This is a genomic window from Pseudonocardia nantongensis (genome assembly GCF_046546495.1).
Classification (GTDB): domain Bacteria; phylum Actinomycetota; class Actinomycetes; order Mycobacteriales; family Pseudonocardiaceae; genus Pseudonocardia; species Pseudonocardia nantongensis.
Window position 1 is genome coordinate 224,694 of sequence record NZ_JBKGXT010000006.1, and the last position, 21,664, is coordinate 246,357.

Below are 21,664 nucleotides of genomic sequence, written 5' to 3' on the forward strand. Positions count from 1 at the left end.
GCATCCGCGGGTTGTCCTCGGCGCCCTCGTCCGGCCCGGCCTCCGAGCCGTCGGTCGGCACCGTGTTGCCGGCGCCGATGCCGGACGGGTCCGGCCCGCAGCGCCGTGCGGAGTTCGTCGTCAGCCCGTCGAGCCCGAGGTCCTCCAGCGAGACCGGGTCGACCAGGCCGGAGATGCCGACCTGCCCGTCCAGGCCGCAGACGTAGAAGTTGAACCAGCTGCCGTAGGAGCCGACCCGGGAGATCCGGTTCAGCTTGAACGGCGAGTACTGCAGGAACCTCTCGACCGCCGGGCGGCCCTTGTCCAGCTCGGTGGCCAGGTCGCCGAGGTTGCGGATGTCGTCGCGCAGCGGCGGGCGGGCGTCTTCCAGGAACGAGCCGGTGACCTGGGTCAGCGTCCCGATGGACTGGATCGCGTTGCCGATCGGCTCACGGTCCTGGGCCAGCCCGGACACCAGCGCCCGCAACGAGCTGATCAGTTCGTTGAGGCCCTGGTCGTTCTGGTTGACCGTCTGCAGCACCAGGTTCAGGTTGTCGATCACTTGACCGATCACCTCGTCCCGGTCGGCGACGCTGTTGGTCAGCGACGACGTCGAGGCCAGCAGGCTCTGCACCGTCCCGGCCTCGCCCTGCAGGACCTGGACGATCTCCATCGAGAGCTTGTTGATCTGGTCCGGGTCGAGGCCCTGGAACAGCGGCTGGAAGCCGTTGAACAGCACGGTGAGGTTCAGCGCCGGGCGGGTCCGCTCCAGCGGGATCTGGGCGCCCGCGGCCAGCGTCTCGCCGGTCGGACCGGCGCCCTGGTCGAGTGCCAGGTAGCGCTGCCCGATCAGGTTCTTGTACTTCAGGGTCGCGTTCACCGACGCCGGCAGCGGGGTCGAGGCGTCGACGTCGAACGCGACCTCGGCGACCCGCCGGTCGACGATCCGGATGTCCTTGACCGCTCCGACGACGACCCCGGCGATCCGGACGTCGTCGCCGGGCAGCAGCCCGGCGACGTCGGTGAACCGGGCGGTGTAGTCCATGGTCCCGCTCCCGCTGCGGGTGTTGGCGATCGTCATCCCGAGCACCGTGGTGGCCAGGGCGGTGATCACGGCCAGGACCAGGAACTTGGTGAGCGCGGAGATCGGCAGCCTGCTCACGTCAACGTCACCTCCGTGCCGCGTAGCAGCGGGCCGACCATCGTGCTGCTCCAGGCGGGGACGGCCTCCGGGGAGCCGCCCTGCTGGGCGGCCAGCAGCTGCGCGACGACCTGCCGCTCGCCGGGCGAGTTCGCGACCCCCATGTCGACCCGGCCGGCCTGCTGCTCGGCCTCGGCCGGTTCGCCGGCGGACTGACCGGGGCTGTGCGACGACGGCTGGACACCGAGGTTGCCCAGCGTCGAGGTCAGCGGCGGCAGCACGCCGGCGCCGTTCTGGCCGCTCTGGTCCTCGATCTGCCCGAAGGTGTCCGTGCCGTCGTAGGTGCCGAAGGTGTCCACCCCGAACTCCTCGGGGTCGCCCATCGGCTGGCCCTGCGGCGCAGGCCCGGGCACCGACCCGTCCCGGAACGGGCCGTCGGGCGCGTACTGGCTGCCCTCCGGGGCCGGGATCGGGTAGCAGCGCGGGCCGCGGTCGTCGTTGTACTCGGGCTCGTCCTGGTTCGGCAGGTACTTGCCCTTGCTCGCGACGATCTCCAGCGTGATGTTCACGCCGACCCGGTCGGTACCCGGCCGGATCGCGTTATTGATCTTCGGGATCAGGTCGACGAGCTGGCCGGTCAGGCACGGGAACTCGGGCGAGTACCGGGCCAGCGTCTCCAGCGTCGGGCGGCTGGACCGGGACAGGCCGATGATGTTGTCGCCGTTGGCGTCCAGGAACGCTCGCAGGTCGTCGGACGCGCCGGTGATCGAGCGGTAGAGGTTCCGCAGGCCCTCACGCTTCTCGACGACCGTCCGGCTGGTCACGGCCAGGTTGTCGACGGCGTCGAGCAGGTCCGGGGCCGCCTGGTTCAGGTTGTCCGAGAACGTCGCCAGCTGCCGGATGTCCTCCTGCAGGTCCGGGACGGCCGGGTTGAGCCCGCGGGTCAGCGTGTTCAGCTGCTCGAGGGTGGTGCCCAGCTGCTCGCCGCGACCCCGCAGGGCCGACGACAGCGACCCGAGGGTGGAGGCCAGGTCCTGCGGCTGGACGGCCTGCAGCAGCGGCAGCAGCTCGTCGAGCACCCGCTCGACCTCCACCGCGGCCCGGCTGCGGTCCTCCGGGATCGTGGCCCCGGCGGCCAGCGGGGAGCCGGACGGCGCCGGCGGCGGGATCAGCGACACGAACTTCTCGCCGAACAGCGTCTTGGGCAGCAGCTGCGCGCTGACGTTCTGCGGGACCTGGTCGATCAGGTCCGGGTTCATCGACATCTCGATGCTGGTGTTCGAGCCGTCGGTGCTGACCTCCTCGACCTCACCCACGATCAGACCGCGGACCTTGACGTCGGCACGTTCCTGCATCTGGGTGCCGACCCGCGCCACGTCCAGCGTCACCGGGACGCCGGGCTTGAACAGGCCGGCGTACTGCCCGATCGCCAGGCCGATCAGCAGCACGATGACGGTGACGAACGCCAGCCCCTGCAGGACCTTCTTCGTGGACCTCATCCGGCCACCCGCACAGACGTGTCGGTGCCGAACATGACCAGGGTGAGGAAGAAGTCCAGGATCGCGGTGCTGACGATCGACAGCCGCACCGCGCGCCCCACCGCCACGCCCACCCCGGCCGGGCCGCCCTTGGCGGAGTAGCCGTAGTGGCAGTGGATCAGGATGATCACGGCCGCGAAGACGATGACCTTGACGTAGGACAGCAGCACGTCGCTGACCGGTAGGAACAGGTCGAAGTAGTGATCGTAGGTGCCACCCGGCAGCCCGTTGATCAGCGTCACGTTCAGCCGGGAGGCAGCGAAGCTGGCGAGCAGGCCGATCGTGTAGATCGGGATGACCGCGATGATCCCGGCGACCACCCGGGTGGTGACCAGGTAGGGCACCGAGGGCACCGCCATGACCTCCAGCGCGTCGATCTCCTCGGAGATCCGCATCGCGCCGAGCTGGGCGGTGAAGCCGGCACCGAGGGTCGCGGTCAGCGCCGACGCCGCGACCAGCGGGGCGATGTCGCGGGTGTTGAAGTAGGCGGTGATGAAGCCGGTCAGCGCCTCGACGCCGAGGGCGTCGAGTGCCCGGAAGCCCTGCAGGCCGACCAGCGAACCGACGAACAGCGACAGCGACGCCATCACCCCGGCGGTGCCCAGGATGACGATCAGCGCACCGGAGCCGAAGGAGACCTCGGCCAGCAGCCGGGCGACCTCCTTGCGGTAGCTGGTGAGCGTCTTCGGGATCCAGACGATCGCGCGCGAGTAGAGCGACAGCTGGTCACCGAGCTCCTCGAGCTGGTCCAGCGGTGCCTGCGCGGCGCGGCGTGTGCGCGCACCGATCGACGACGTGGGGACGGCCATGTGTCTAGAAGCCCTTCGGCGGGACGAGCTCGAGGTACAGGGCGGTGAGCACCAGGTTGATCAAGAACACCAGGACGAAGGAGATGACGACCGACTGGTTCACCGCGTCGCCCACGCCCTTCGCACCGGGCGGCGGGTTCAGGCCGCGGTACGCGGCCACCACGCCGGCGACGATGCCGAACAGGAACGCCTTGAACTCGGAGACGAGGATGTCCGAGACCTGGGCGATCGCCGAGAAGCTGTTGATGTACGCGCCCGGCGAGCCGCCCTGGATGATCACGTTGAAGAAGTAGCCGCCGGAGACCCCGACCACGGTGGCCAGGCCGTTCAGCACCACCGCGGTGACGCCCATGGCCAGCACCCGGGGCACCACCAGGCGCTGGATCGGCGAGATGCCGAGCACCTCCATCGCCGAGATCTCCTCGCGGATGGTGCGCGCCCCGAGATCGGCGCAGACGGCGCTGCCGCCCGCACCGGAGATCAGCAGCGCGGTGACGATCGGCGCGGCCTGCTGCACGATCGCGAGCACCGACCCGGCGCCGGTCTGCGACTGGGCACCGAACTGCCGGGTCAGCTCGCCCAGCAGCAGCGCGATGGTCGCGCCGAACGGGATCGTGAACAGCGCCGTCGGCAGCGCCGAGACCTTGGTGACGAACCAGGTCTGCTCGACGAACTCGCGCAGCTGGAACGGCGGCCGGAAGGTCTGCTTGCCGATCTCGACCCCGAGGCCGATGAACTTGCCGACCGGGGTGAGCGCCCGGGTGACGGGAGTGGTCACCGGTCCCCCTCGGAGAGCTGGTGGCGGCCGTTCGGCGGGCCGTCGTCGTCGGTGACCCGCGGGTGCACGTCGGTGGGCCGGTCGTCGGTGGGCGGGGCCGGGGAGGCGGCGCCGGCGGTGACGCGCTCGCGGGCGACCTCACGGGTGCCGCCGTCCTGCGACGGGCCCCACTGCGAGCCGTCCGATTCGCTGTAGGACTCGCGGATCGCGCGCTGGGCCGGCTCGGGCAGCGTGTGCAGCATCGCCTCCACCCGCTCCCGCCTGCGGTGCACCGCCTGCCGGTCCGGCATCCCGGTCGAGGCCTGCAGCTGCGGCTTCAGCGGCGGCAGCCCGGCCAGGTCACCGGCCTCGGCCATCTCCCGCTCGGCCTGCGCCGAGTCCTTCTCCTCGCTCATCCCGATCGGCCCCTCGCGCCGGCCGTTGAGGAACTGCGCGACCACCGGCTCCTCCGAGGTCAGCAGCTGCTCGCGCGGGCCGAACATGGCCAGGTGCTTGCGGTAGAGCAGGCCGATGTTGTCCGGGATCGTCTGCGCGGTGTTGATGTCGTGGGTGACGATCAGGAACGTCGAGTCGGTCTGCGCGTTCAGGTCGATGATCAGCTGGTTCAGGTACGCCGTGCGCACCGGATCCAGGCCCGAGTCCGGCTCGTCGAACAGGATGATCTCCGGATCGAGCACCAGCGCCCGGGCCAGCCCGGCCCGCTTGCGCATCCCGCCGGAGATCTCGCCGGGCAGCTTGCCCTCGTCGCCGCCCAGACCGACCAGATCGATCTTCTCCAGGACGATGTCCCGGACCTGGGCCTCGGACTTCTTGGTGTGCTCGCGCAGCGGGAAGGCGATGTTGTCGTAGAGGGTCATCGACCCGAACAGCGCGCCGTCCTGGAACAGCACCCCGAACAGCTTCCGGAGCTCGTAGAGCCGCGACTCGCTGCACTTCACCAGGTCGGTGTCGTGGATCAGGATCGAGCCCTGCTCCGGCTTCAACAGCCCGATCAGGGTCTTCAGGAACACCGACTTGCCCGTGCCGGACGGGCCCAGCAGGACCGAGACCTCACCCGGGGGCAGGGTCAGCGTGACGTCCGACCAGATGTTGGCCCGGCCGAAGGACTTCGACAGCCCGTCGACCTTCACCTCGACACCGGTCACGTGCCGCCTCCTCGCGTCTGCTCGACCGATCGACGCACCGGCGGCCCGGGTGTGGGGAGCGCGGGCCAGCCCTCGGTGCTGAACGGGACAACGAGCCGGAGCGGAAGGGGTTACTCGGAGGTATGGAACGACCGGGAACGGGGATCGTAATGTAGACTACGTTATGGTGACGCTCCGTCTCCGGATCTCGTCGAATTGTTGCGGACCGTGGGAAACACCCTCCGGGAAGTGGACACCCCGCTACTCCGAACGGCGGGGCCGTCACCGATCCCTGAGCACACGTGCTCCGTGGACATCGACTGGATGATCACCCGATCGGAGGCGTCGGCTCGCGCAGGTCCGTCCGCGCGTAGGTCATGATCAGCCGCTGGTAGTCGTCGAAGAGCACCCGCAGCAGCTCGCGGTCGCGCGGGTCGCAGGTCTGCTGATAGCCCGCCATCAGCGAGATCCCGAACACCGCGAGCCGGTGCGCATCGGCCGGATCGGCGACGACGTCGGCCACCACCTGCTCCAGCGCGATCCGCCGCTGGACGTCCACCCGGCGCTGGGCCCGCCCCACCTCGGGGTCGATCGCCGCCCACGAACGGATCGCGGCGTCGCACTCGTGCCGGAGCTCGATGGTCAGCTGCTTGACCACGAGCACCCGCTCGACCGGGTCCGAGGTGGAGCGCGCCAGCCGGACGACCCGGTCGGTCTGGTCGCCCTCCCAGTACTCCAGCAACCCCCGGACGAAACCGGCCCAGCCACCGAAGTGGTGGTAGAAGGACCCGCTGGTCACACCGAGCGCGCGGCACAGCGGACCGATCTTGAGCCCGGACGCGCCCTCGCGGGCGAGGATCGTCATCGCCGCGTCGTAGTACTGCTCGGCGGCCACCTGCCGGCCGGCTCTCCTGGGCACCGCGCTCCCCGTTCCCGCTTCACCGTCGTCCACGCCGGTCCCGGCGTGCCCCGGGACCGCCGTCCGGGAGTCAGGGTGCCACGCCGGACGCCCGGACTGCCCCGTCCCGGCGGCGGGGTCCGTCCGGCCCGGGGCACCCTCGGGCCCCGGCACCGACGAGGGCGCCCCTCGGGACATCGCCGGGGCGGTGCCCAGCCCCGACTGGTCGGTGCGAGGCCCACCTCGTCGGCCGGGTCGGCGGCGACGCAGGCGGAGTCGGTCCCGGTGGCGCGCACCGCCGTCGCCGGCGCTCCGGCGTCCTCGCGGGCGAATGGTCTTGACAGTAACGTAATCTACGTTATGTTTTACCGACGGCACCGGCAAGCGACTGCCCGCACGACCGCCCGCACGACGACGTGGAGGACCCCGTGCCCGGATTCGCCGACGAGGACGAGCTGTACCGCTACATCGGCGGGCTCTTCGAGACCGCCCTGACCGACCCGGAGCTGGAGCCCGCGCTGCGCGCGACCGGCCTGGTACTGCGCCTGCAGTGCACCGACCCCGACTCGGCGCTGGTCATCGACCTGCCGGGCGGGAAGGTCTGGAGGGGCGCCGATCCCGGCGCCCCGGAGGCCGCGGCGACGATGACGATGGCCACCGAGACCGCCAACGCCTACTGGCAGGGGACCGTCAACCTGACGTTCGCGATGGCCAGGGGCACGGTCACGGTCGACGGCACCGTGACCAGGCTGCTGCAGCTGGCCCCGCTGTCGAAGCGGCTCTTCCCCGCCTATGTCGAGCAGCTGCGCGCCGACGGGCGCGACGACCTGCTGGTGGAGAACTGACCGGGACCGGCCCCGGACGACGACGTCGCAGGAGGTAGCACCGTGACCAGCACCGAGAAGCGCACCCACGACCCGATCGACATCTCGAGCCAGGCGTTCTGGGCCCGGCCCCCGCACGTGCGGGAGGAGTCGTTCGCCGAGCTCCGACGGGAGCGGCCGCTGTCCTGGCACCCGCCGGCCGAGACCGACCTGCTGCCCGACCCGGACGCCCCCGGGTTCTGGGCGCTGGTCACGCACGCCGACATCCAGGCCGTCAGCCGGGACGCCGAGACGTTCGCCTCCGGCCAGCAGTACGGCGGCGTGATGCTGGAGGACGCGCCGGAGGACGTGCTCGAGGGCGCGCACTCGATCCTGGCCATGGACGCACCGCGACACCACCGGCTGCGCAAGGTGATCAGCTCGGTGTTCACCCCGCGCCGGGTGCGCCGGATCGAGGAGCAGATCGCCGAGCAGGCCCGCCTGATCGTCGACGACCTGCTGGAGCAGCCCGGCTCCGCGGACTTCGTGACCGCGGTGTCGGCCCGGCTGCCGATGTGGACGATCTCGGAGATGATCGGCATCCCGGAGTCCCGGCGGCAGGAGATCGCCGACGCCGCCAACGCCATGGTCGCCTGGAACGACCCGGACCACATCGGTGACGGCGACCCGATGGCGGTGCTGCTCGGCAGCCTGATGACGCTGCACACGATGTCGTTCGAGCTGTCCGCGCTGCGCCGCGAGCAACCGGCCGACGACCTGATGACCGCGCTCGTACAGGCCGAGGTGGACGGTGCCTCGCTGACCGACGAGGAGATCGCGGCCTTCTTCGTGCTGCTCTGCGTCGCCGGCAACGACACCACCCGGCAGACCGCCAGCCACGCGATCCTGGCGCTCGACCGCAACCCCGACCAGCGCCGGGTGCTGACCGAGCAGTTCGACGACCGGATCGGCCCGGCCATAGAGGAGTTCGTGCGCTGGGCCAGCCCGGTGCTGACGTTCCGGCGCACCGCGACCCGGGACACCGAGATCCGCGGGCAGCGGATCGCCGAGGGCGAGCGGGTCGTGATGTTCTATCACTCGGGCAACCGGGACGAGTCGGTCTTCACCGACCCGCACGTCTTCGACGTCACCCGCACGGAGAACCCGCACGTCGCGTTCGGCGGCGGCGGGCCGCACTTCTGCCTGGGCAGCCACCTGGCCAGGGCCCAGCTCCGCTCGCTGTTCGGGGAGCTGCTCGCCCGCGTGCCGGACCTGTCGGTCGGCGAGCCGGAGTGGCTGGCCGGCAACTTCATCAACGGCATCAAGCGGCTGCCGGTGACCTTCGGGAACGGCTCGTGAAGCTCGGTCCGGGGCCGGGCTACCGGGATGGCCCCTACGATGCCGCGGCGTCGGCGAGGACCCGCTGGTCCTCGGCGTGGAACCGCTCCTCCAGCTGCTCGGGCTCGGCGTCCGCATCGATCGTGCGCAGGTCCGCGCCGCGGGCCGACTCGATCGCGCCCAGCCGACGGCCGACCTTGTCCATCGCGTACTCGGCCAGCTCGTTCAGGTCGATCCCGAAGGGCGCCTGCCCGTCCGGCCAGCGATCGATCGTGCCGGTGACGACGCCCATCGCGGGCACCATCAGTTCCTGCATCCGGGCGTCGACGACGTCCCACAGGGCGTCGTCACCGGCGACGTGCCGGCGGCAGGTGAACGTTCCCCAGGCCATGTGCCTGCGCTCGTCGTCGCCGATGTGCTTGATCACCTTCTGCATGCCGGGGAGGATCCCGCGCTCGGCGCAGATCTTGTGCCAGGCGAAGTAGCCGGTGAGCGCGAGCGTGCCCTCGACGATGTGGTTGTAGGTCACCGACGCCCGGATCTGGTTGGCCGGGCTCGGGTCGTCGCCGAGCGTGTAGAGGCTCTCCGGCAGCGCCCGGGTGAAGATCTCCAGGTAGTGCTCGTTGTGCTCGATGAACTCGTGCAGGTCGCCGGTCATCCCGACGGCGTCGAACCAGAGCCGGAAGGCCTGGGTGTGCCTGGCCTCCTCGTAGACGAACTGGGTCAGGTACATCTCGTCGGCCAGCCGGCCCTCGGCGGCCATGGCGGCCACGAACGGCTGCAGGTCCTGGGTCACCGACTCCTCGCCGGCCAGGAACTGCGCGGCCAGGGCGCAGGTCTGCCAGCGCTCGTCGTCGGTCATCGCCGCGAAGTCCGCGGCGTCCTGCGTGAAGTCGATCGACGCCGGGTCCCAGTGCCTGGCGTTGCCCTTGCGGAACAACCGCATCGGGAACGAGTCGTCCCGCAGCCGTCCCGCGGACAGGCTGGCGAACCCGTTCCGCTTGCCGTGCTCGATGGTGCGCGTGGTGCTGGTCAACGCTGCGGCCCCCTTGCCGTCGTCGTGCCTACCGGTACCTGATCAGGCCCCTGATGTTGCGCCCCGCACGCATGTCCTCGTAACCCTCATTGACCTGGTCGAGGGAGTACTCCTTGGTGATCAGCTCGCGGAGCCGCAGCTGGCCGAGGTTGTGCATCTCCAGCATCCGCGGCACGTCGTGCTGTGCGGCGGAGCTGCCGAACAGCGACCCGCGGATCTGCTTCTCGTAGAGCGTGAGATCCAGCAGGGACAGCGCCGCCGTGTCCTCCTCGGCGTTGGCCAGCGCGGTGACCACGACCCGGCCGCGCTTGCCGACCAGCTGCAGCAGCGCCTGCAGATCGGCGCCCGCGGCCACCCCGGTGCACAGGATCGCGGCGTCGGCCATCTGGCCGCGGGTCACCGAGCTGACCGTCTCCCAGGCCTCGTCGATGCTCGCCGCGACGTGCGTGGCACCCAACTCCCGGGCGCGTTCCTGCTTGAACTCGACCGGATCGACGGCGACGACGTTCCGGCAGCCCGCGATCCGCGCGCCCTGCACCGCGTTCGCGCCGATCCCGCCCACGCCGACCACCACGGCGGTGTCCCCGGCCTGCAGCTCGGCGGTGCGCACCGCGGAACCGAACCCGGTGGTGACCCCGCAGCCGATGAGCGCGGCCAGGTCCAGCGGGAACCCCTCGTCGATCTTCACGACGGACTTCACCGGGACCACGGTGTGCTGCGCGAACGTGCCGAGCAGGCACATCTGGCCGATCTCGGTCTCCTCCCCGCCGGGCCCCCGGGCGCGGAACCGGTAGGTGCCGTCCAGCTGCGGTCCGAGCGTGGCGCCTGCGCCGTCGTTGCACAGGTTCGGCAGGCCCTTGGCGCAGTACTGGCAGCGCCCGCAGGAGGGCAGGAAGGTCATCACGACCGGGTCGCCGACCTCCAGGTCGCTCACGCCCGGACCGACCTCGATCACCCGGCCGGCGCCCTCGTGCCCGCCGACCATCGGCAGCACGGCGGGCAGGTCACCGGTCACCAGGTGCTCGTCGGAATGGCAGAGCCCGGATGCCGTCAGCTCCACCATCACCTCGCCGGCCTGCGGCGGATCGAGCTCGAGCTCCTCGATCTCCCACTTGCCGCCCGGTTCCCACAGCACCGCTGCCGTCGTCCGCATGGGAGGCGATCCTGCCGTCCGCGCCCGGCCACCGCACCCGTCACCCGCGCCAGCCCTGGCCCCCGGGTGCCACACGTTGTGGAGCCTTGACCCGCTACGGGTGCCCGAAACTCGCGTCAGGGCTCCCCGACGCGGCTCGGGGGGACGGGGAGATGGAGACGGGCGGTCAGCCCGCCGCCGTCACGCGGGAGCAGGGTCAGCTCGCCGTCCATCGCGGTCACCAGGGCCTCGGCGATCCACAGCCCGAGGCCGGCGGTGCCGCGCCGCTCCCCCAGCGCGACGCCCTTCGCCGTCACCAGGCCCTCCTGCCCGGCGGGCAGGCCGGGGCCGCGGTCGCGCACCTCCGCGGTCAGCGCCGTGCCGTCGTGCGCCAGGTACAGCTCGACCGGTTCGTCCCCGCTGTGCCGGGCGGCGTTCTCGGCCAGGTTGGTCAGCACCCGGCGCAGCCGCTGCGGGTCGCAGTGCACCGCCGCCCCCGCCGGCTCGACCTGCGGGCGACGGCGTCCGGCGGCGATCCCGGCCGCATCCAGCACCCCGTCGGCGAGCTCGGCCAGCGGCACGGCCCGGGGCCGGTCGCGACCGAGCGGGCTGCCGTCGGTGACGGCGAGGTCGGCCAGGCCGTCGAGCATCTCCTGCAGGTGTGCCGCGTGGTCGGCCAGCAGCCGGGACGCGGTCCGGCGGGCATCACCGCTGAGCCGCTCCGCGGCCAGGTCCGCGGACAGTGCGGTGAGCGAGGCGACCGGGGTGCGGAACTCGTGCAGCACCACCCGCGCACCGTCGAGACGGGCCCGGCCCTCGGAGACCAGCCGGTCCCGCAGCGCCCGCTCGGACAGGTAACGCTCGTGCTCGCTCTCCGCCCGCGCCCGGGTGGTCGCGATGTCGGCGAGCTGGCGTTCCAGCAACCGGACCAGCACCCCGACCAGCACCGCCGTCGCGAACAGGAACCCGGTCCACCACAACCCGGCCAGCACCCGGTCGAGGACCGGGAGCGCGGGCGACGACCCGAGCAGCACGGCGACGGTGTAGGCCGCGCCGAGCACCAGCGCCGCCACCCGGCCGACCCGCTCCCCGCCGCGCAGCGCGATCGCGATCACCACCAGCGGCAGTGCCGCGGCCATCGGACTCGCCGTGCCGCCGGTCAGCCCGCACGCGACCACCGCCAGGACACCGTCGACCCCGGTCAGCACCGCCGGGCGTACCGGGAGCCGCCCGCGCAGCGCCGACGCCGCGGCCAGCACGGCGGCGTAGACGGCCGCGGACACGATCAGGGCCCCGGCGAGGGCGGTCCCGCCCCGGGCGACCTCGGGGCGGAGCACGAGCAACGCCGCCGCGGCGAGCACCACGCACAGCCGCAGCACCACCGCGGTGCGTTCCTCGGTGGTGCGCTCGGGCAGCTGGTCGGCGGGGCCGGGGTCCGGGACCGCGGCCGGGTCGCTGCGGGTGGTCATCGCGGGTGCCCGCCCTCCGGGTCGCGTGATCGGGTACGGCTGCGCCCACACTAGGCTGGCGCCCGTGCCACCCGAGCCGCACGTCGTCGTCATCGTGGACGACCACGCCCTGTTCTCCCAGGGTCTGGCCCTGCTGCTGGAGTCCCGGGCCGGGGACACCTTCCGGGTCGCCGGGTCGACGACCGCCGGGGAGGAGGCCGTCGCGCTGGTCGGCAGGCACCGGGCCGACATCGCCGTCGTCGATCTCGCGCTGCCACCACTGGGCGGGGTCGAGACGATCCGCCGGATCAAGGCCGCCTACCCCCGGACCCGGGTGCTGGCGCTGTCGGGCACCGAGGACCTCGATCTCGCGGCCGCCGCGATGCGCGCCGGTGCCGAGGGCTACCTCGGCAAGTCCGCCGACCCGGAGGTGCTGGTCGCGCCGCTGCTCGCGATCGGCGCCGGGGTGCGGGTGCTGCGCTCCGAGCTGCTGGACGCCCTGCTCTCGGCCGCCGACCGCACCGGCGACGGGCTGCTGGAACGGCTCTCCGACCGCGATGTCGAGCTGTGGACGCTGCTGGCCCGCGGGCTGGAGACCGCGGACATCGCCCGCCCGATGCTGGTCAGCGAGCGCACCGCGAAGCGGATGATCGCCTCGTTGCTGCACAGGCTGGGCGTCACGAACCGGATCGAGGCCGCCGCCCTGGCCGGGCGGTGCGGGCTGCTCGACTAGGGCCGAGCGGGGCGGGGCGGATGCCGGGACCGGCCGGCACGGTCCGCGCGGGCCACGGCTGACCCGGCCGCGGGCTGGCCGCCGGGAACGATCACCGGGCAGACTCCGCGCGGATCACGGGCAGGTCGCTGCCCGCCGCACATCTCGCGAGGAGGCGCTGATGGCCGTGTTCGCCGACGAGGCCGAGGTCTACGAGTACCTGGGTGGGGTGTTCCGGGCCGGGCTCGAGGACCCGGAACTGGTGGCGAAGCTGCAGCCGACCGGGATCGTCCTGCGGATCACCTATACCGACCCGGCGGCCGTGATCACCGTCGACATGCCGAACTCGGAGCTGCACACCGGGGCGGGCAACGGGCCGGCACCGAACATCGAGCTGTTCATGTCCGCCGACACCGGCAACCGGTTCTGGCTCGGCAAGGTCGTGCTGCCGGTGGCGATGGGCAAGGGCGACGTGCGTGCCAAGGGCCCGGTGTCCAAGCTGCTCAAGCTGCTGCCGACGGCCAAGCAGCTGTTCGGGCCCTACCGGCGGAAGCTCGAGGCCGACGGGCGGGACGACCTGCTCAAGGCCTGACCGGTCCGAGCGCCGGGGCACCGGGACGACAGCGGCGGCTATCGTCGCCGGGAACCACACACCGCGACGAGGAGGCCGACGGGTGACACGGGGCAGGGGGCCGCTGGCAGGCCTGAAGGTGATCGAGCTGGCCGGGATCGGGCCCGGACCGCACGCGGCGATGGTCCTGGGCGACCTGGGCGCGGATGTGGTCCGGATCGACCGGCCGTCCGGCGGGCTGGATCTCGGGGCCGACGACGTGCCGGACCCGACGGTCCGGGGCCGCCGCACCGTCACCGCCGACCTCAAGGACCCGGCGGGCCGGGAGACCGTGCTGCGCCTGGCCGAGAAGGCCGACGTGCTGCTGGAGGGCTACCGGCCGGGCGTCACCGAGCGCCTCGGCGTCGGCCCGGACGACTGCCACGCCCGCAACCCGCGGCTGGTCTACGGCCGGATGACCGGCTGGGGTCAGGACGGCCCGATGGCCCCGCGGGCCGGGCACGACATCAACTACATCTCGCTGACCGGGGCGCTGCACGCCATCGGCCGGTCCGGCGAGCGCCCGGTGCCGCCGCTGAACCTGGTCGGCGACTTCGGTGGCGGCTCGATGCTGCTGGTGATCGGGGTGCTCGCCGCGCTCTGGGAGGCCCGGTCCTCCGGGCAGGGCCAGGTCGTCGACGCCGCCATGGTGGACGGCGTCAGCGTGCTCGGCCAGATGGTCTGGGGCTTCCTCGCCCAGGACGCCTGGGTCGACGAGCGCGACTCCAACCTGCTCGACGGGCACGCGCCGTTCTACGACACCTACGCCTGTGCCGACGGCGGACACATGGCCGTCGGCGCGCTGGAACCTCAGTTCTACGCCCAGCTGCTCGCCGGGCTGGGCATCGCCGAGGACGAGCTGGGTAATCAGTACGACCGCGGCGGCTGGCCGAAGATGCGGGACCGGTTCACCGAGGTGTTCGCCTCCCGCCCCCGCGACGAGTGGGCCGAGGTCTTCGACGGCACCGACGCCTGCACGACGCCGGTGCTGTCCTACGGCGAGGCCGCCGAGCACCCGCACCTGGCCGCGCGGAACACCATCGTCACCGCCGACGGCGTCCGGCAGGCGGCTCCGGCACCGCGGTTCTCCCGCACGCCGCCGGAGACCGCCGGCCGCCGGACCGGCCCGGAGGACGCCGACTCGGTCGTCGCCGACTGGTCCTGACCCACGCACGCCTGCGGCACGACGACGCCCCCGCCGGATTCCGGCGGGGGCGTCGTGTGGTGCTGGGTGTCGTGTGCTGCCGGACGCTGCGGGCCGATCAGGCCTCGTCGGTGTCCGCGGCCAGCAGGTTGCGGGTGCGGCTCGGGTCGACCCGGACGCCCGGGGCCGAGTTGCTGGAGAAGGTGATCCCCTTGACGTAGCGGCCCTTGGCGGCCGACGGCTTGAGCCGCAGGATCTCGTCCAGCGCGGCGCCGTAGTTCTCCACCAGCTTCTCGGTGTCGAACGAGGCCTTCCCGATGATCAGGTGCAGGTTGGCCTGCTTGTCCACCCGGAAGCTGACCTTGCCGCCCTTGATCTCGTTGACGGCCTTCGTGACGTCCGGGGTCACGGTGCCGGTCTTCGGGTTCGGCATCAGGCCACGCGGGCCCAGGATCCGGGCGATCCGGCCGACCTTGGCCATCTGGTCCGGGGTGGCGATGGCGGCATCGAACTCGAGCCAGCCACCCTGGATCCGCTCGATCAGGTCCTCGGCGCCCACGACGTCCGCGCCGGCGGCCTCGGCCTCGGTGGCCTTGTCGCCGGTGGCGAACACGATCACCCGGGCGGTCTTGCCGGTACCGTGCGGCAGGTTCACGGTCCCGCGGACCATCTGGTCCGCCTTGCGGGGGTCGACGCCCAGCCGCAGGGCGACCTCGACGGTCGCGTCGGTGTTCTTGCTGGACGTCTCCTGAGCCAGCTTGGTCGCCGAGAGCGGCGAGTAGAGGCGGTCCGCGTCGATCTTCGCGGCAGCCTCCTGGTAGGCCTTGCTGCGCTGTGCCATCTGTCCTCTCCTCTGCGAGGTCAGTCGTGGTGCGAGCCGCGCCCGGCTCTCCCAACCGACGGGGGCCTCCGCCCCCGTCACTCCCCCGAAGTGCTCGGCCCTTCGGGGCTGTCTTGTCCCCGGACTGCGTCCGGGGTCAGTCCTTGACCGTGATGCCCATCGACCGGGCGGTGCCGGCGATGATCTTCGCGGCCTGGTCGGAGTCGGTGGCGTTCAGGTCGCGCATCTTGGTCTCGGCGATCTCGCGCACCTGGTCCATCGTCACCGAGGCGACCTTGGTCTTGTGCGGCTCGCCGGAGCCCTTGTCCACGCCGGCCGCCTTGAGCAGCAGCTTGGCCGCCGGTGGGGTCTTGAGCTCGAAGGTGAACGAGCGGTCCTCGAACACCGAGATCTCGACCGGCACGACGTTGCCGCGCTGGGCCTCGGTGGCGGCGTTGTACGCCTTGCAGAACTCCATGATGTTGACGCCGTGCTGACCCAGCGCCGGGCCGACCGGCGGCGCCGGGGTGGCGGCGCCGGCCTGGATCTGCAGCTTGATGATCGCGGAGAGCTTCCGCTTCTTGGGGGGCATGTCCGTTCCTCAGTGATCGATGTGCACGCCGCGGCCCTGCCTTGCCGCCGGCGTCCTCCTGGGCTGCTGGCTCAGATCTTGGAGACCTGGTTGAACCCGAGCTCGACCGGGGTCTCCCGGCCGAAGATCGAGACCAGCACCTTGAGCTTCTGGGCGTCGAGGTTGACCTCGCTGATGCTCGCCGGGAGCGTCGCGAACGGGCCGTCCATGACGGTGACCGACTCGCCGACCTCGAAGTCGACCTCGATGGTCGCCGCACCGCCACCGCCACCGCCGCCGGACGCGGCCGCGGCCGGGGCGCCCGCCTTGCCCGCCTCGGCCTTCTTCTCCGGGGCCTCGGTCTTGGGCAGCAGGAACTTCACGACCTCGTTGATCGACAGCGGCGACGGCTTGGACGTGGCACCGACGAAGCCGGTCACGCCCGGGGTGTTCCGCACCGCGCCCCAGGACTGGTCGTTGAGCTCCATGCGGACCAGGATGTAGCCGGGCAGCACCTTGCGCTGAACCTTCTTGCGCTGCCCGTTCTTGATCTCGGTGACCTCCTCGGTGGGCACCTCGACCTGGAAGATGTAGTCCTCGACGTCCAGGGTCTGGGCTCGCGTCTCGAGGTTGGACTTCACCTTGTTCTCGTACCCGGCGTACGAGTGGATGACGTACCAGTCGCCGGGCGCGCGCCGCAGCGCGGTGCGCAGCTCCTGCTCCGGGTCGACGTCCTCCTCCGGCTCCTCGGCGGCCGCGGCCGGCTCCTCCGCCGGCTCGGTGCCCCCGGTCGAGTCGTCCCCGGTCGAGTCGTCGGCGCCCGGGTCGTCGGCGGTCGGCTCCTCGGCGCCCTCGCCGTCGAGCGACTCGGCCACCGCGCCGGGGGTGGTGGCGTCGTCGGTGTCGGTGTAGTCGCCGGACACCGCGTCGTCCCCGTGGGCGGCCTCGGTGTCGGCGTCCCGGACGGGCTGCTCGGGAAGCGACTCGTCGGCCGCGTGCTCCGCGGCCGCGTCGATGGCAGCCTGGTCGGCCGCGTCGTCCTGCGCGGCGCCGTTGCTGCCGGCGTTGCCGGCGCTGTCGGAGGTCACGTCCTTCTCGCTTCCTTCATCGGTGTCTCTGGAGTCGTCGCCGGTCGTCCCGGCCGGTCGCCCGGTCAGCGGCCGAACAGCAGCGCGACGCCCTCGGCGAACGCCGAGTCGAGCAGGAACACCAGGGCGACCATGAACGACACGAAGACCAGCACGGCGATCGTGTAGGTCACCATCTGCGACCGGTTCGGCCAGATGACCTTGCGGAGCTCCGCGACGACCTCGCGCAGGAACCGCGCGAGCCGGGCGAACAGCGAGGGCTTCTCCCGGGTCGCGGTGGAACCGCGGCTCGGGGTCGGGGCGCCCTTCGCCGGGGTGCCGCCGGCGCGGGAGGCCTTGGAGGCCCGCCGGCCACGGCGGTCGGCCGCGGTGCTCGGGCGCTCCCGCCCGGACCGCTCCGGATCGCGCTCGTCGCTCACGCCTTCGCCCTCCGCCCGCGGCAGGCGACCATTCGCCCGCCGTCGGTTCCGTCGTCGCCCTCGAACCTGTCCTGCTCTGCCTCGCCGTTCGTACCGCCGGACGTGCCGCCACCGGAGGCTCCGATGATCGCGCACGCCATGGCAGGGGTGACAGGACTTGAACCTGCAACCTGCGGTTTTGGAGACCGCTGCTCTGCCAATTGAGCTACACCCCTATACCCCGATCCGCCCTGACGAGCGACGGGACGGACACACACACCCGTCATCCCGCAACGTCCAGCAGGATGATCCGGTGCGCCCGGCTGGATCGAGTGTACGGCACCACCGCGGACCGTTCCGCACCCCGGGTACTACCCGGGGAGGACGACCTCGGCCCGGGCACGCCCGAGCACGGTCCTGCCCTCGAACACCGCCTTGAGATCGACGACCGCGACCCGCACACTCTCGGTCTCCCGGATCTCCGCCACGGTGCCGCCGAGCTCGACGGTCGCGCCGGTGTCGTCGTCCGGGACGACGACCGGACGGGTGAACCGGGTGCCGTAGCTGCGCACGGCCGTCGGGTCGCCGGTCCAGGCGGTGAGCACCCGCCCGGCCAGCGCCATGGAGAACATCCCGTGCGCGATCACGCCCGGCAGGCCCACGGCACCGGCGACCCGGTCGCTCCAGTGGATCGGGTTGAGGTCGCCGGAGGCACCGGCGTAGCGCACCAGATCGGCCCGGGTGACCTGGACCTCGAGCGTGGGCAGCGGGTCGCCCTTGGCGAGCGTGGCCGCGGACTCCGCGGTGAGCCGGCCGCTCACGAGCCCTCCCCCGACGGGCTGACCAGCATCGAGTGCGTGGTCGCGACCGGCGCGCCGGAGGCGTCGGCGACCTCGCAGCGCAGGGTCAGCATGTGGTTGCCGGCCCGGGTGCGGAGTTCGTCGACGTGCACGACCGTGGTCAGCTCGTCACCGGCGATCACCGGTCGGTGGTAGGCGATCCGCTGGTCGCCGTGGACCATGCGGGAGTAGTCCCAGCCCAGGGCCGGGTCCCTCAGGAACCGCTCGATGAGCGGCATGGTGAAGCACACCGGGAACGTCGGTGGCGCGACCAGGTCGCGGTGCCCGGCCGCCCGTGCGGCCTCGAGATCATGGAACACCGGGTGGTCGTCACCGATGGCGGTGGCGAACTCGCGGACCTTCTCCCGGCCGACCTGGTAGGGCTCCGATGGGGCCAGGCTGTGCCCGACCCAGGACCGGTCCGGCACCGAACTCAGCTCCGGCTCTCGCCGCGCGAGCTCCGCACTCAGCGGGTCTCGCGGTGCGCCCGGTGCGTGCTGCAGTTCGGGCAGAACTTCTTGATCTCGAGCCGGTCGGGGTCGTTCCGCCGGTTCTTCTTGGTGATGTAGTTGCGGTTCTTGCACTCCTCGCAGGCCAGAGTGATCTTCGGCCGCACGTCCGTGGCCTTGGCCATCGCGGGTGCCTCCCAGCAGGTGTTCGGATACTTCGCCAGCGTGGTGACGATGGCCGGACTTGAACCGGCGACACAGCGATTATGAGCCGCTTGCTCTACCAACTGAGCTACACCGTCATACAGAGCTCGCGTGTGTCGGCTCTGAAGTTCTACAGAGCCCCCTTACGGAATCGAACCGTAGACCTTCTCCTTACCATGGAGACGCTCTGCCGACTGAGCTAAGGGGGCGGCAGCACCGATCAGCGGAGCTCGTGAAGCTCTCCGCTCACCGACCAGAAGAACTCTACACGGCGATTCCGGGAACTCGCACAGGGGTGCCCGGAACCGCATCCGTGCAGGTCAGGCCGGGCCTTCAGGCCCTCCGTCCGGCCGCCCGGATCCGGCCGACCGCGGCGGCCACGCCGATCCGGTCCACCGTCCTGATCCCCTTCGCCGAGAGGGTCAGCCGCACCCACCGGCCCTCCTCGGCGAGCCAGTACCGCTTGCGTTGCACGTTGGGGTCGAACCGCCGGGGTGTGCGGCGGTGCGAGTGCGAGACGTTCTTCCCGAAGCCGGGCTCGCGCCCGGTCAGGTCGCAGCGACGGGACACCTCGATCACCGTCCCGCGTGCGGGTAGGGCAGCAGCGCCATCTCCCGCGCGTTGCGGACCGCGACGGCGACCTGCCGCTGCTGCTGCCGGGTCAGGCCGGTGACCCGGCGGGCGCGGATCTTGCCGCGGTCCGAGACGAACGTCCGCAGCAGCGCGGTGTCCTTCCAGTCCACGCGGTCGATCCCGCGGGCGTGCAGCGGGTTGGGCTTGCGGCGCGGCGCGCGCTCCGGCTTCCTCCCGGCCATCAGCGCTCCTCCCGGAAGTCGACGTGTCGGTGGATCTTCGGGTCGTACTTGCGCAGGACCATCCGGTCCGGGTCGTTGCGCCGGTTCTTGCGGGTCACGTAGGTCGTGCCGGTCCCGGCGGTCGATCGCATCCTCACGATCGGCCGCACGTCGGTGCTCTTCGCCACCGACCCTCCTTTCAATATGGGAATCGTTTTCGTTAGGCTACACCCGTCCGGGACGACGTGCGATGCGGGAGGCGGGACATGACCGAGTTGGTGGTGCTGTGCGGGGGGCCGCGGGCCGGCGTGCAACGCACGATCGAGCGGATGCGGGAGCTGGACCCCGGCGTCGTCGTCCTGCACCACGACCTGCACGACCTCACCCGCGGCCGGGTGCACCGCCGGCTGCGCGACGACGTCCGGGACGAACGGACGGTGCTGGAGCTCGCGCACGGCTGCGTCAGCTGCACGATCCGCGAGGACGTGCTCCCGACGCTCGCCGCGCTGGCGGGGACCGTCGACCGCGTCGTCCTGCACCTGGACCCGCGGCTGGAGCCGGAGCCGGTGTGCTGGGCGCTCGGGGCGATGCTGTTCGACCCCGGCACCGGGACCCGTTGCACCGCGGCCGACCTGGTCGACCTGCGCGCGGTCGTCGCGGTGCTGGATCCGGACGAGTGGCTCGACGACGCCACCGGCGACGCGACGCTGCCCGAGCGCGGCCTGTCCACCCTGCCCGATGACGGGCGCACCGTCGCGCAGCTGGCCGTCGGCCAGGCCGAGTTCGCCGACGTCCTGGTGACCACGCGGCCGCTCGACCCGGACGGCCGGACCGCCACCGTGCTGGACCGGTTGAGCCCGGGTGCGCCGCGGCTGCCGGCGTCGTCGGCCGACCACCGGGTGTTCGGCGCGGACCTGCCAGCCGAGGCGCGGCGCGGCGTCCCGGGCGGGGTGCACGACCCGTTGCTGCGCGGGACACCGCCGCTGGAGGCCGCGCACGGCGTCCGCACCCTGCTGTTCTCCGCCCGGCGGCCCTTCCACCCGGACCGGCTGCACGACGCGCTCGACAGGCTGCTCGACGGCGTCGTGCGGGGCCGGGGCCGGGTCTGGCTGGCCACCCGACCGGACGCCGTGCTCTGGCTGGAGAGCGCGGGCGGCGGCCTGCGGATCGGGCACGCCGGCGACTGGCTGGCCGGGGCCGGCGAGCAGGCCTGGACCGAGGTCGGGGACCAGCGGCGCGCCATGGCCGCGCTGGCCTGGCACCCGCGCTGGGGCGACCGGGCGCAGGACCTGGTCGTGCTCTGCCACGCCGCCGATCCGGACGAGCTCGACGCCGCGCTGCGCGAGGCCCTGCTCTCCGACGCCGAGATCGCTGCCGGAGCGGACGCCTGGGCCGCGTTGCCCGATCCCTTCGGTCGGGCGCACGACGAGCCCTGTCAGTACCCGGCACCCGCACGCGGTGAGCGGGGACCGGACGAACGAGAAGGAGAGAGCTGATGGCCGTCCCGAAGCGGAAGATGTCCCGGTCGCACACCCGGAAGCGTCGCGCGCAGTGGAAGGCGCAGGCCCCGGACCTGGTACCGGTGACGCTGGAGGGCCGCCGGCACCTGGTGCCGGCGGCACTGGTCCCGGCCTACCGGCGGGGCCTGCTGCCGCCGCCCTCCTGAGGGCACCCCTTACCCGCGACTTACCCGCGACGCCCGGGAGCGGGCGCGGACGACGTGATCGTCCGATGTGCTGGGCCACCCCTCAGGACGAGCGTGGTCGCCATGCTGATGACGCACATCCCGATGGATCACCTCACCTCGCTGGCGCAGGAGCGCCGGGAACGGCTGCTGGCCGAGGCGGCCGCGGAGCGGCTGGCCCGGACGGCGCGACCGGGCGGCCGCCGGTCGTGGCTGCGCCGGGTGCTCCGGCTCGCCCCCGCCCGGCCGCGACGGCCGGACCCGGACGCCGGGCGCAGCGCGACCGACCACGACCTCTGCGCCTGACCGCGGGGTCGCCCGGCACGG

The 21,664-nt window shown here is 72.1% G+C and carries 26 protein-coding genes, 3 tRNA genes and 1 pseudogene; 8 read left to right on the forward strand and 22 right to left on the reverse strand.

Annotated elements, in window-relative coordinates:
* Window positions 1–145: 145 nt before the first annotated feature.
* The 6 genes and pseudogenes from ACLFMI_RS09030 to ACLFMI_RS09055 form a co-directional block, all read right to left on the reverse strand.
* Window positions 146–1,141: pseudogene (locus ACLFMI_RS09030) on the reverse strand (MCE family protein); the annotation flags it as partial.
* Entirely contained in the window at window positions 1,138–2,619 is a 1,482-nt protein-coding gene (locus ACLFMI_RS09035) for an MCE family protein (protein WP_410947293.1), read from the reverse strand. The gene ACLFMI_RS09035 and the pseudogene ACLFMI_RS09030, both read right to left, overlap by 4 nt.
* On the reverse strand, window positions 2,616–3,467 hold the full coding sequence (locus ACLFMI_RS09040) for an MlaE family ABC transporter permease (RefSeq protein WP_410947294.1): 852 nt from the start codon (window positions 3,465–3,467) through the stop codon (window positions 2,616–2,618). Before ACLFMI_RS09040 ends, ACLFMI_RS09035 begins: the two co-directional genes overlap by 4 nt.
* A gap of 4 nt (window positions 3,468–3,471) precedes the next feature.
* Window positions 3,472–4,245, reverse strand: a complete 774-nt coding sequence (locus tag ACLFMI_RS09045) for an MlaE family ABC transporter permease (RefSeq protein ID WP_410947295.1) — start codon at window positions 4,243–4,245, stop codon at window positions 3,472–3,474.
* Complete coding sequence (locus ACLFMI_RS09050) at window positions 4,242–5,390, reverse strand: ABC transporter ATP-binding protein (RefSeq protein WP_410947296.1); 1,149 nt, start codon at window positions 5,388–5,390, stop codon at window positions 4,242–4,244. The genes ACLFMI_RS09045 and ACLFMI_RS09050 overlap by 4 nt, the downstream gene beginning before the upstream one ends.
* A gap of 307 nt (window positions 5,391–5,697) precedes the next feature.
* A complete protein-coding gene (locus ACLFMI_RS09055) occupies window positions 5,698–6,288 on the reverse strand; it encodes a TetR/AcrR family transcriptional regulator (RefSeq protein WP_410947297.1) in 591 nt (196 codons plus the stop codon).
* Between the two features lie 407 nt (window positions 6,289–6,695).
* Here ACLFMI_RS09055 and ACLFMI_RS09060 point away from each other — a divergent pair, with 407 nt between their 5' ends.
* Both ACLFMI_RS09060 and ACLFMI_RS09065 read left to right on the forward strand, forming a co-directional pair.
* On the forward strand, window positions 6,696–7,112 hold the full coding sequence (locus ACLFMI_RS09060; RefSeq protein ID WP_410947298.1) for an SCP2 sterol-binding domain-containing protein: 417 nt from the start codon (window positions 6,696–6,698) through the stop codon (window positions 7,110–7,112).
* Between the two features lie 42 nt (window positions 7,113–7,154).
* Complete coding sequence (locus ACLFMI_RS09065) at window positions 7,155–8,429, forward strand: cytochrome P450 (protein WP_410947299.1); 1,275 nt, start codon at window positions 7,155–7,157, stop codon at window positions 8,427–8,429.
* Window positions 8,430–8,463: 34 nt separating this feature from the next.
* Here the strand turns inward: ACLFMI_RS09065 and ACLFMI_RS09070 are convergent, their stop codons facing one another.
* From ACLFMI_RS09070 to ACLFMI_RS09080, 3 genes are all read right to left on the reverse strand, one after another.
* Window positions 8,464–9,444 (reverse strand): R2-like ligand-binding oxidase, encoded by a 981-nt coding sequence (locus ACLFMI_RS09070; protein WP_410947300.1) that lies wholly within the window; start codon window positions 9,442–9,444, stop codon window positions 8,464–8,466.
* Window positions 9,445–9,472: 28 nt separating this feature from the next.
* Complete coding sequence (locus ACLFMI_RS09075; protein ID WP_410947301.1) at window positions 9,473–10,597, reverse strand: NDMA-dependent alcohol dehydrogenase; 1,125 nt, start codon at window positions 10,595–10,597, stop codon at window positions 9,473–9,475.
* A gap of 116 nt (window positions 10,598–10,713) precedes the next feature.
* Complete coding sequence (locus ACLFMI_RS09080; protein WP_410947302.1) at window positions 10,714–12,045, reverse strand: sensor histidine kinase; 1,332 nt, start codon at window positions 12,043–12,045, stop codon at window positions 10,714–10,716.
* A 64-nt stretch (window positions 12,046–12,109) separates the two neighbouring features.
* Between ACLFMI_RS09080 and ACLFMI_RS09085 the strand changes: the two genes are divergently transcribed.
* The 3 genes from ACLFMI_RS09085 to ACLFMI_RS09095 all read left to right on the forward strand — a co-directional run bounded on the left by ACLFMI_RS09085 (window position 12,110) and on the right by ACLFMI_RS09095 (window position 14,511).
* Window positions 12,110–12,757: a response regulator gene (locus ACLFMI_RS09085; RefSeq protein ID WP_410947303.1), complete on the forward strand. Its 648-nt coding sequence runs from the start codon at window positions 12,110–12,112 to the stop codon at window positions 12,755–12,757.
* A 160-nt stretch (window positions 12,758–12,917) separates the two neighbouring features.
* Window positions 12,918–13,328, forward strand: a complete 411-nt coding sequence (locus tag ACLFMI_RS09090) for a sterol carrier protein (protein ID WP_410947304.1) — start codon at window positions 12,918–12,920, stop codon at window positions 13,326–13,328.
* 82 nt (window positions 13,329–13,410) lie between these two features.
* Window positions 13,411–14,511, forward strand: coding sequence for a CaiB/BaiF CoA transferase family protein (locus ACLFMI_RS09095; protein WP_410947305.1), 1,101 nt, complete (start codon window positions 13,411–13,413; stop codon window positions 14,509–14,511).
* Between the two features lie 97 nt (window positions 14,512–14,608).
* Here the strand turns inward: ACLFMI_RS09095 and rplA are convergent, their stop codons facing one another.
* The 13 genes from rplA to rpmG (ACLFMI_RS09160) form a co-directional block, all read right to left on the reverse strand.
* Window positions 14,609–15,331 (reverse strand): 50S ribosomal protein L1, encoded by a 723-nt coding sequence (rplA, locus tag ACLFMI_RS09100; RefSeq protein WP_410947306.1) that lies wholly within the window; start codon window positions 15,329–15,331, stop codon window positions 14,609–14,611.
* 136 nt (window positions 15,332–15,467) lie between these two features.
* Window positions 15,468–15,902 carry a 50S ribosomal protein L11 gene (rplK, locus tag ACLFMI_RS09105; RefSeq protein WP_410947307.1) on the reverse strand — a complete coding sequence of 145 codons (435 nt, stop codon included), beginning with the start codon at window positions 15,900–15,902 and terminating at the stop codon, window positions 15,468–15,470.
* A 71-nt stretch (window positions 15,903–15,973) separates the two neighbouring features.
* Window positions 15,974–16,804 carry a transcription termination/antitermination protein NusG gene (locus tag ACLFMI_RS09110; RefSeq protein WP_410947335.1) on the reverse strand — a complete coding sequence of 277 codons (831 nt, stop codon included), beginning with the start codon at window positions 16,802–16,804 and terminating at the stop codon, window positions 15,974–15,976.
* Window positions 16,805–17,034: 230 nt separating this feature from the next.
* Window positions 17,035–17,388, reverse strand: coding sequence for a preprotein translocase subunit SecE (gene secE / locus ACLFMI_RS09115; RefSeq protein WP_410947308.1), 354 nt, complete (start codon window positions 17,386–17,388; stop codon window positions 17,035–17,037).
* Window positions 17,389–17,527: 139 nt separating this feature from the next.
* Window positions 17,528–17,603, reverse strand: a tRNA-Trp gene (locus ACLFMI_RS09120).
* A gap of 135 nt (window positions 17,604–17,738) precedes the next feature.
* Window positions 17,739–18,188, reverse strand: a complete 450-nt coding sequence (locus tag ACLFMI_RS09125; protein ID WP_410947309.1) for a MaoC/PaaZ C-terminal domain-containing protein — start codon at window positions 18,186–18,188, stop codon at window positions 17,739–17,741.
* On the reverse strand, window positions 18,185–18,634 hold the full coding sequence (locus ACLFMI_RS09130; RefSeq protein ID WP_410947310.1) for an FAS1-like dehydratase domain-containing protein: 450 nt from the start codon (window positions 18,632–18,634) through the stop codon (window positions 18,185–18,187). Before ACLFMI_RS09130 ends, ACLFMI_RS09125 begins: the two co-directional genes overlap by 4 nt.
* 38 nt (window positions 18,635–18,672) lie before the next feature.
* Window positions 18,673–18,840, reverse strand: a complete 168-nt coding sequence (gene rpmG, locus ACLFMI_RS09135; protein WP_410947311.1) for a 50S ribosomal protein L33 — start codon at window positions 18,838–18,840, stop codon at window positions 18,673–18,675.
* 41 nt (window positions 18,841–18,881) lie between these two features.
* Window positions 18,882–18,957: transfer RNA gene (locus ACLFMI_RS09140), tRNA-Met, on the reverse strand.
* A 38-nt stretch (window positions 18,958–18,995) separates the two neighbouring features.
* A tRNA-Thr gene (locus tag ACLFMI_RS09145) sits at window positions 18,996–19,068 on the reverse strand.
* 124 nt (window positions 19,069–19,192) lie between these two features.
* Window positions 19,193–19,429: a 50S ribosomal protein L28 gene (gene rpmB, locus ACLFMI_RS09150; RefSeq protein WP_410947312.1), complete on the reverse strand. Its 237-nt coding sequence runs from the start codon at window positions 19,427–19,429 to the stop codon at window positions 19,193–19,195.
* A 5-nt stretch (window positions 19,430–19,434) separates the two neighbouring features.
* Window positions 19,435–19,674, reverse strand: coding sequence for a 30S ribosomal protein S18 (gene rpsR, locus ACLFMI_RS09155; protein WP_410947313.1), 240 nt, complete (start codon window positions 19,672–19,674; stop codon window positions 19,435–19,437).
* A complete protein-coding gene (gene rpmG, locus ACLFMI_RS09160; RefSeq protein WP_410947336.1) occupies window positions 19,674–19,805 on the reverse strand; it encodes a 50S ribosomal protein L33 in 132 nt (43 codons plus the stop codon). The genes rpsR and rpmG (ACLFMI_RS09160) overlap by 1 nt, the downstream gene beginning before the upstream one ends.
* Before the next feature lie 114 nt (window positions 19,806–19,919).
* Here rpmG (ACLFMI_RS09160) and mrf point away from each other — a divergent pair, with 114 nt between their 5' ends.
* From mrf to ACLFMI_RS09175, 3 genes are all read left to right on the forward strand, one after another.
* Entirely contained in the window at window positions 19,920–21,149 is a 1,230-nt protein-coding gene (gene mrf / locus ACLFMI_RS09165; protein ID WP_410947314.1) for a ribosome hibernation factor-recruiting GTPase MRF, read from the forward strand.
* Window positions 21,149–21,319 carry a 50S ribosomal protein L32 gene (gene rpmF, locus ACLFMI_RS09170; RefSeq protein WP_410947315.1) on the forward strand — a complete coding sequence of 57 codons (171 nt, stop codon included), beginning with the start codon at window positions 21,149–21,151 and terminating at the stop codon, window positions 21,317–21,319. The genes mrf and rpmF overlap by 1 nt, the downstream gene beginning before the upstream one ends.
* Before the next feature lie 102 nt (window positions 21,320–21,421).
* Window positions 21,422–21,643, forward strand: coding sequence for a hypothetical protein (locus tag ACLFMI_RS09175; protein WP_410947316.1), 222 nt, complete (start codon window positions 21,422–21,424; stop codon window positions 21,641–21,643).
* Window positions 21,644–21,664: the final 21 nt, after the last annotated feature.

What these genes read in the sequence shown, in the direction of transcription:
- rpmG (WP_410947311.1), bottom strand. Translation starts at nt 18,840, where the DNA reads ATGGCCAAGGCCACGGACGTGCGGCCGAAGATCACTCTGGCCTGCGAG.
- rplK (WP_410947307.1), bottom strand. Translation starts at nt 15,902, where the DNA reads ATGCCCCCCAAGAAGCGGAAGCTCTCCGCGATCATCAAGCTGCAGATC.
- ACLFMI_RS09075 (WP_410947301.1), bottom strand. Translation starts at nt 10,597, where the DNA reads ATGCGGACGACGGCAGCGGTGCTGTGGGAACCGGGCGGCAAGTGGGAG.
- ACLFMI_RS09090 (WP_410947304.1), top strand. Translation starts at nt 12,918, where the DNA reads ATGGCCGTGTTCGCCGACGAGGCCGAGGTCTACGAGTACCTGGGTGGG.
- ACLFMI_RS09035 (WP_410947293.1), bottom strand. Translation starts at nt 2,619, where the DNA reads ATGAGGTCCACGAAGAAGGTCCTGCAGGGGCTGGCGTTCGTCACCGTC.
- ACLFMI_RS09175 (WP_410947316.1), top strand. Translation starts at nt 21,422, where the DNA reads ATGCTGATGACGCACATCCCGATGGATCACCTCACCTCGCTGGCGCAG.
- rpmF (WP_410947315.1), top strand. Translation starts at nt 21,149, where the DNA reads ATGGCCGTCCCGAAGCGGAAGATGTCCCGGTCGCACACCCGGAAGCGT.
- rpmG (WP_410947336.1), bottom strand. Translation starts at nt 19,805, where the DNA reads ATGCGATCGACCGCCGGGACCGGCACGACCTACGTGACCCGCAAGAAC.
- rplA (WP_410947306.1), bottom strand. Translation starts at nt 15,331, where the DNA reads ATGGCACAGCGCAGCAAGGCCTACCAGGAGGCTGCCGCGAAGATCGAC.
- ACLFMI_RS09080 (WP_410947302.1), bottom strand. Translation starts at nt 12,045, where the DNA reads ATGACCACCCGCAGCGACCCGGCCGCGGTCCCGGACCCCGGCCCCGCC.
- mrf (WP_410947314.1), top strand. Translation starts at nt 19,920, where the DNA reads ATGACCGAGTTGGTGGTGCTGTGCGGGGGGCCGCGGGCCGGCGTGCAA.
- ACLFMI_RS09040 (WP_410947294.1), bottom strand. Translation starts at nt 3,467, where the DNA reads ATGGCCGTCCCCACGTCGTCGATCGGTGCGCGCACACGCCGCGCCGCG.
- rpsR (WP_410947313.1), bottom strand. Translation starts at nt 19,674, where the DNA reads ATGGCCGGGAGGAAGCCGGAGCGCGCGCCGCGCCGCAAGCCCAACCCG.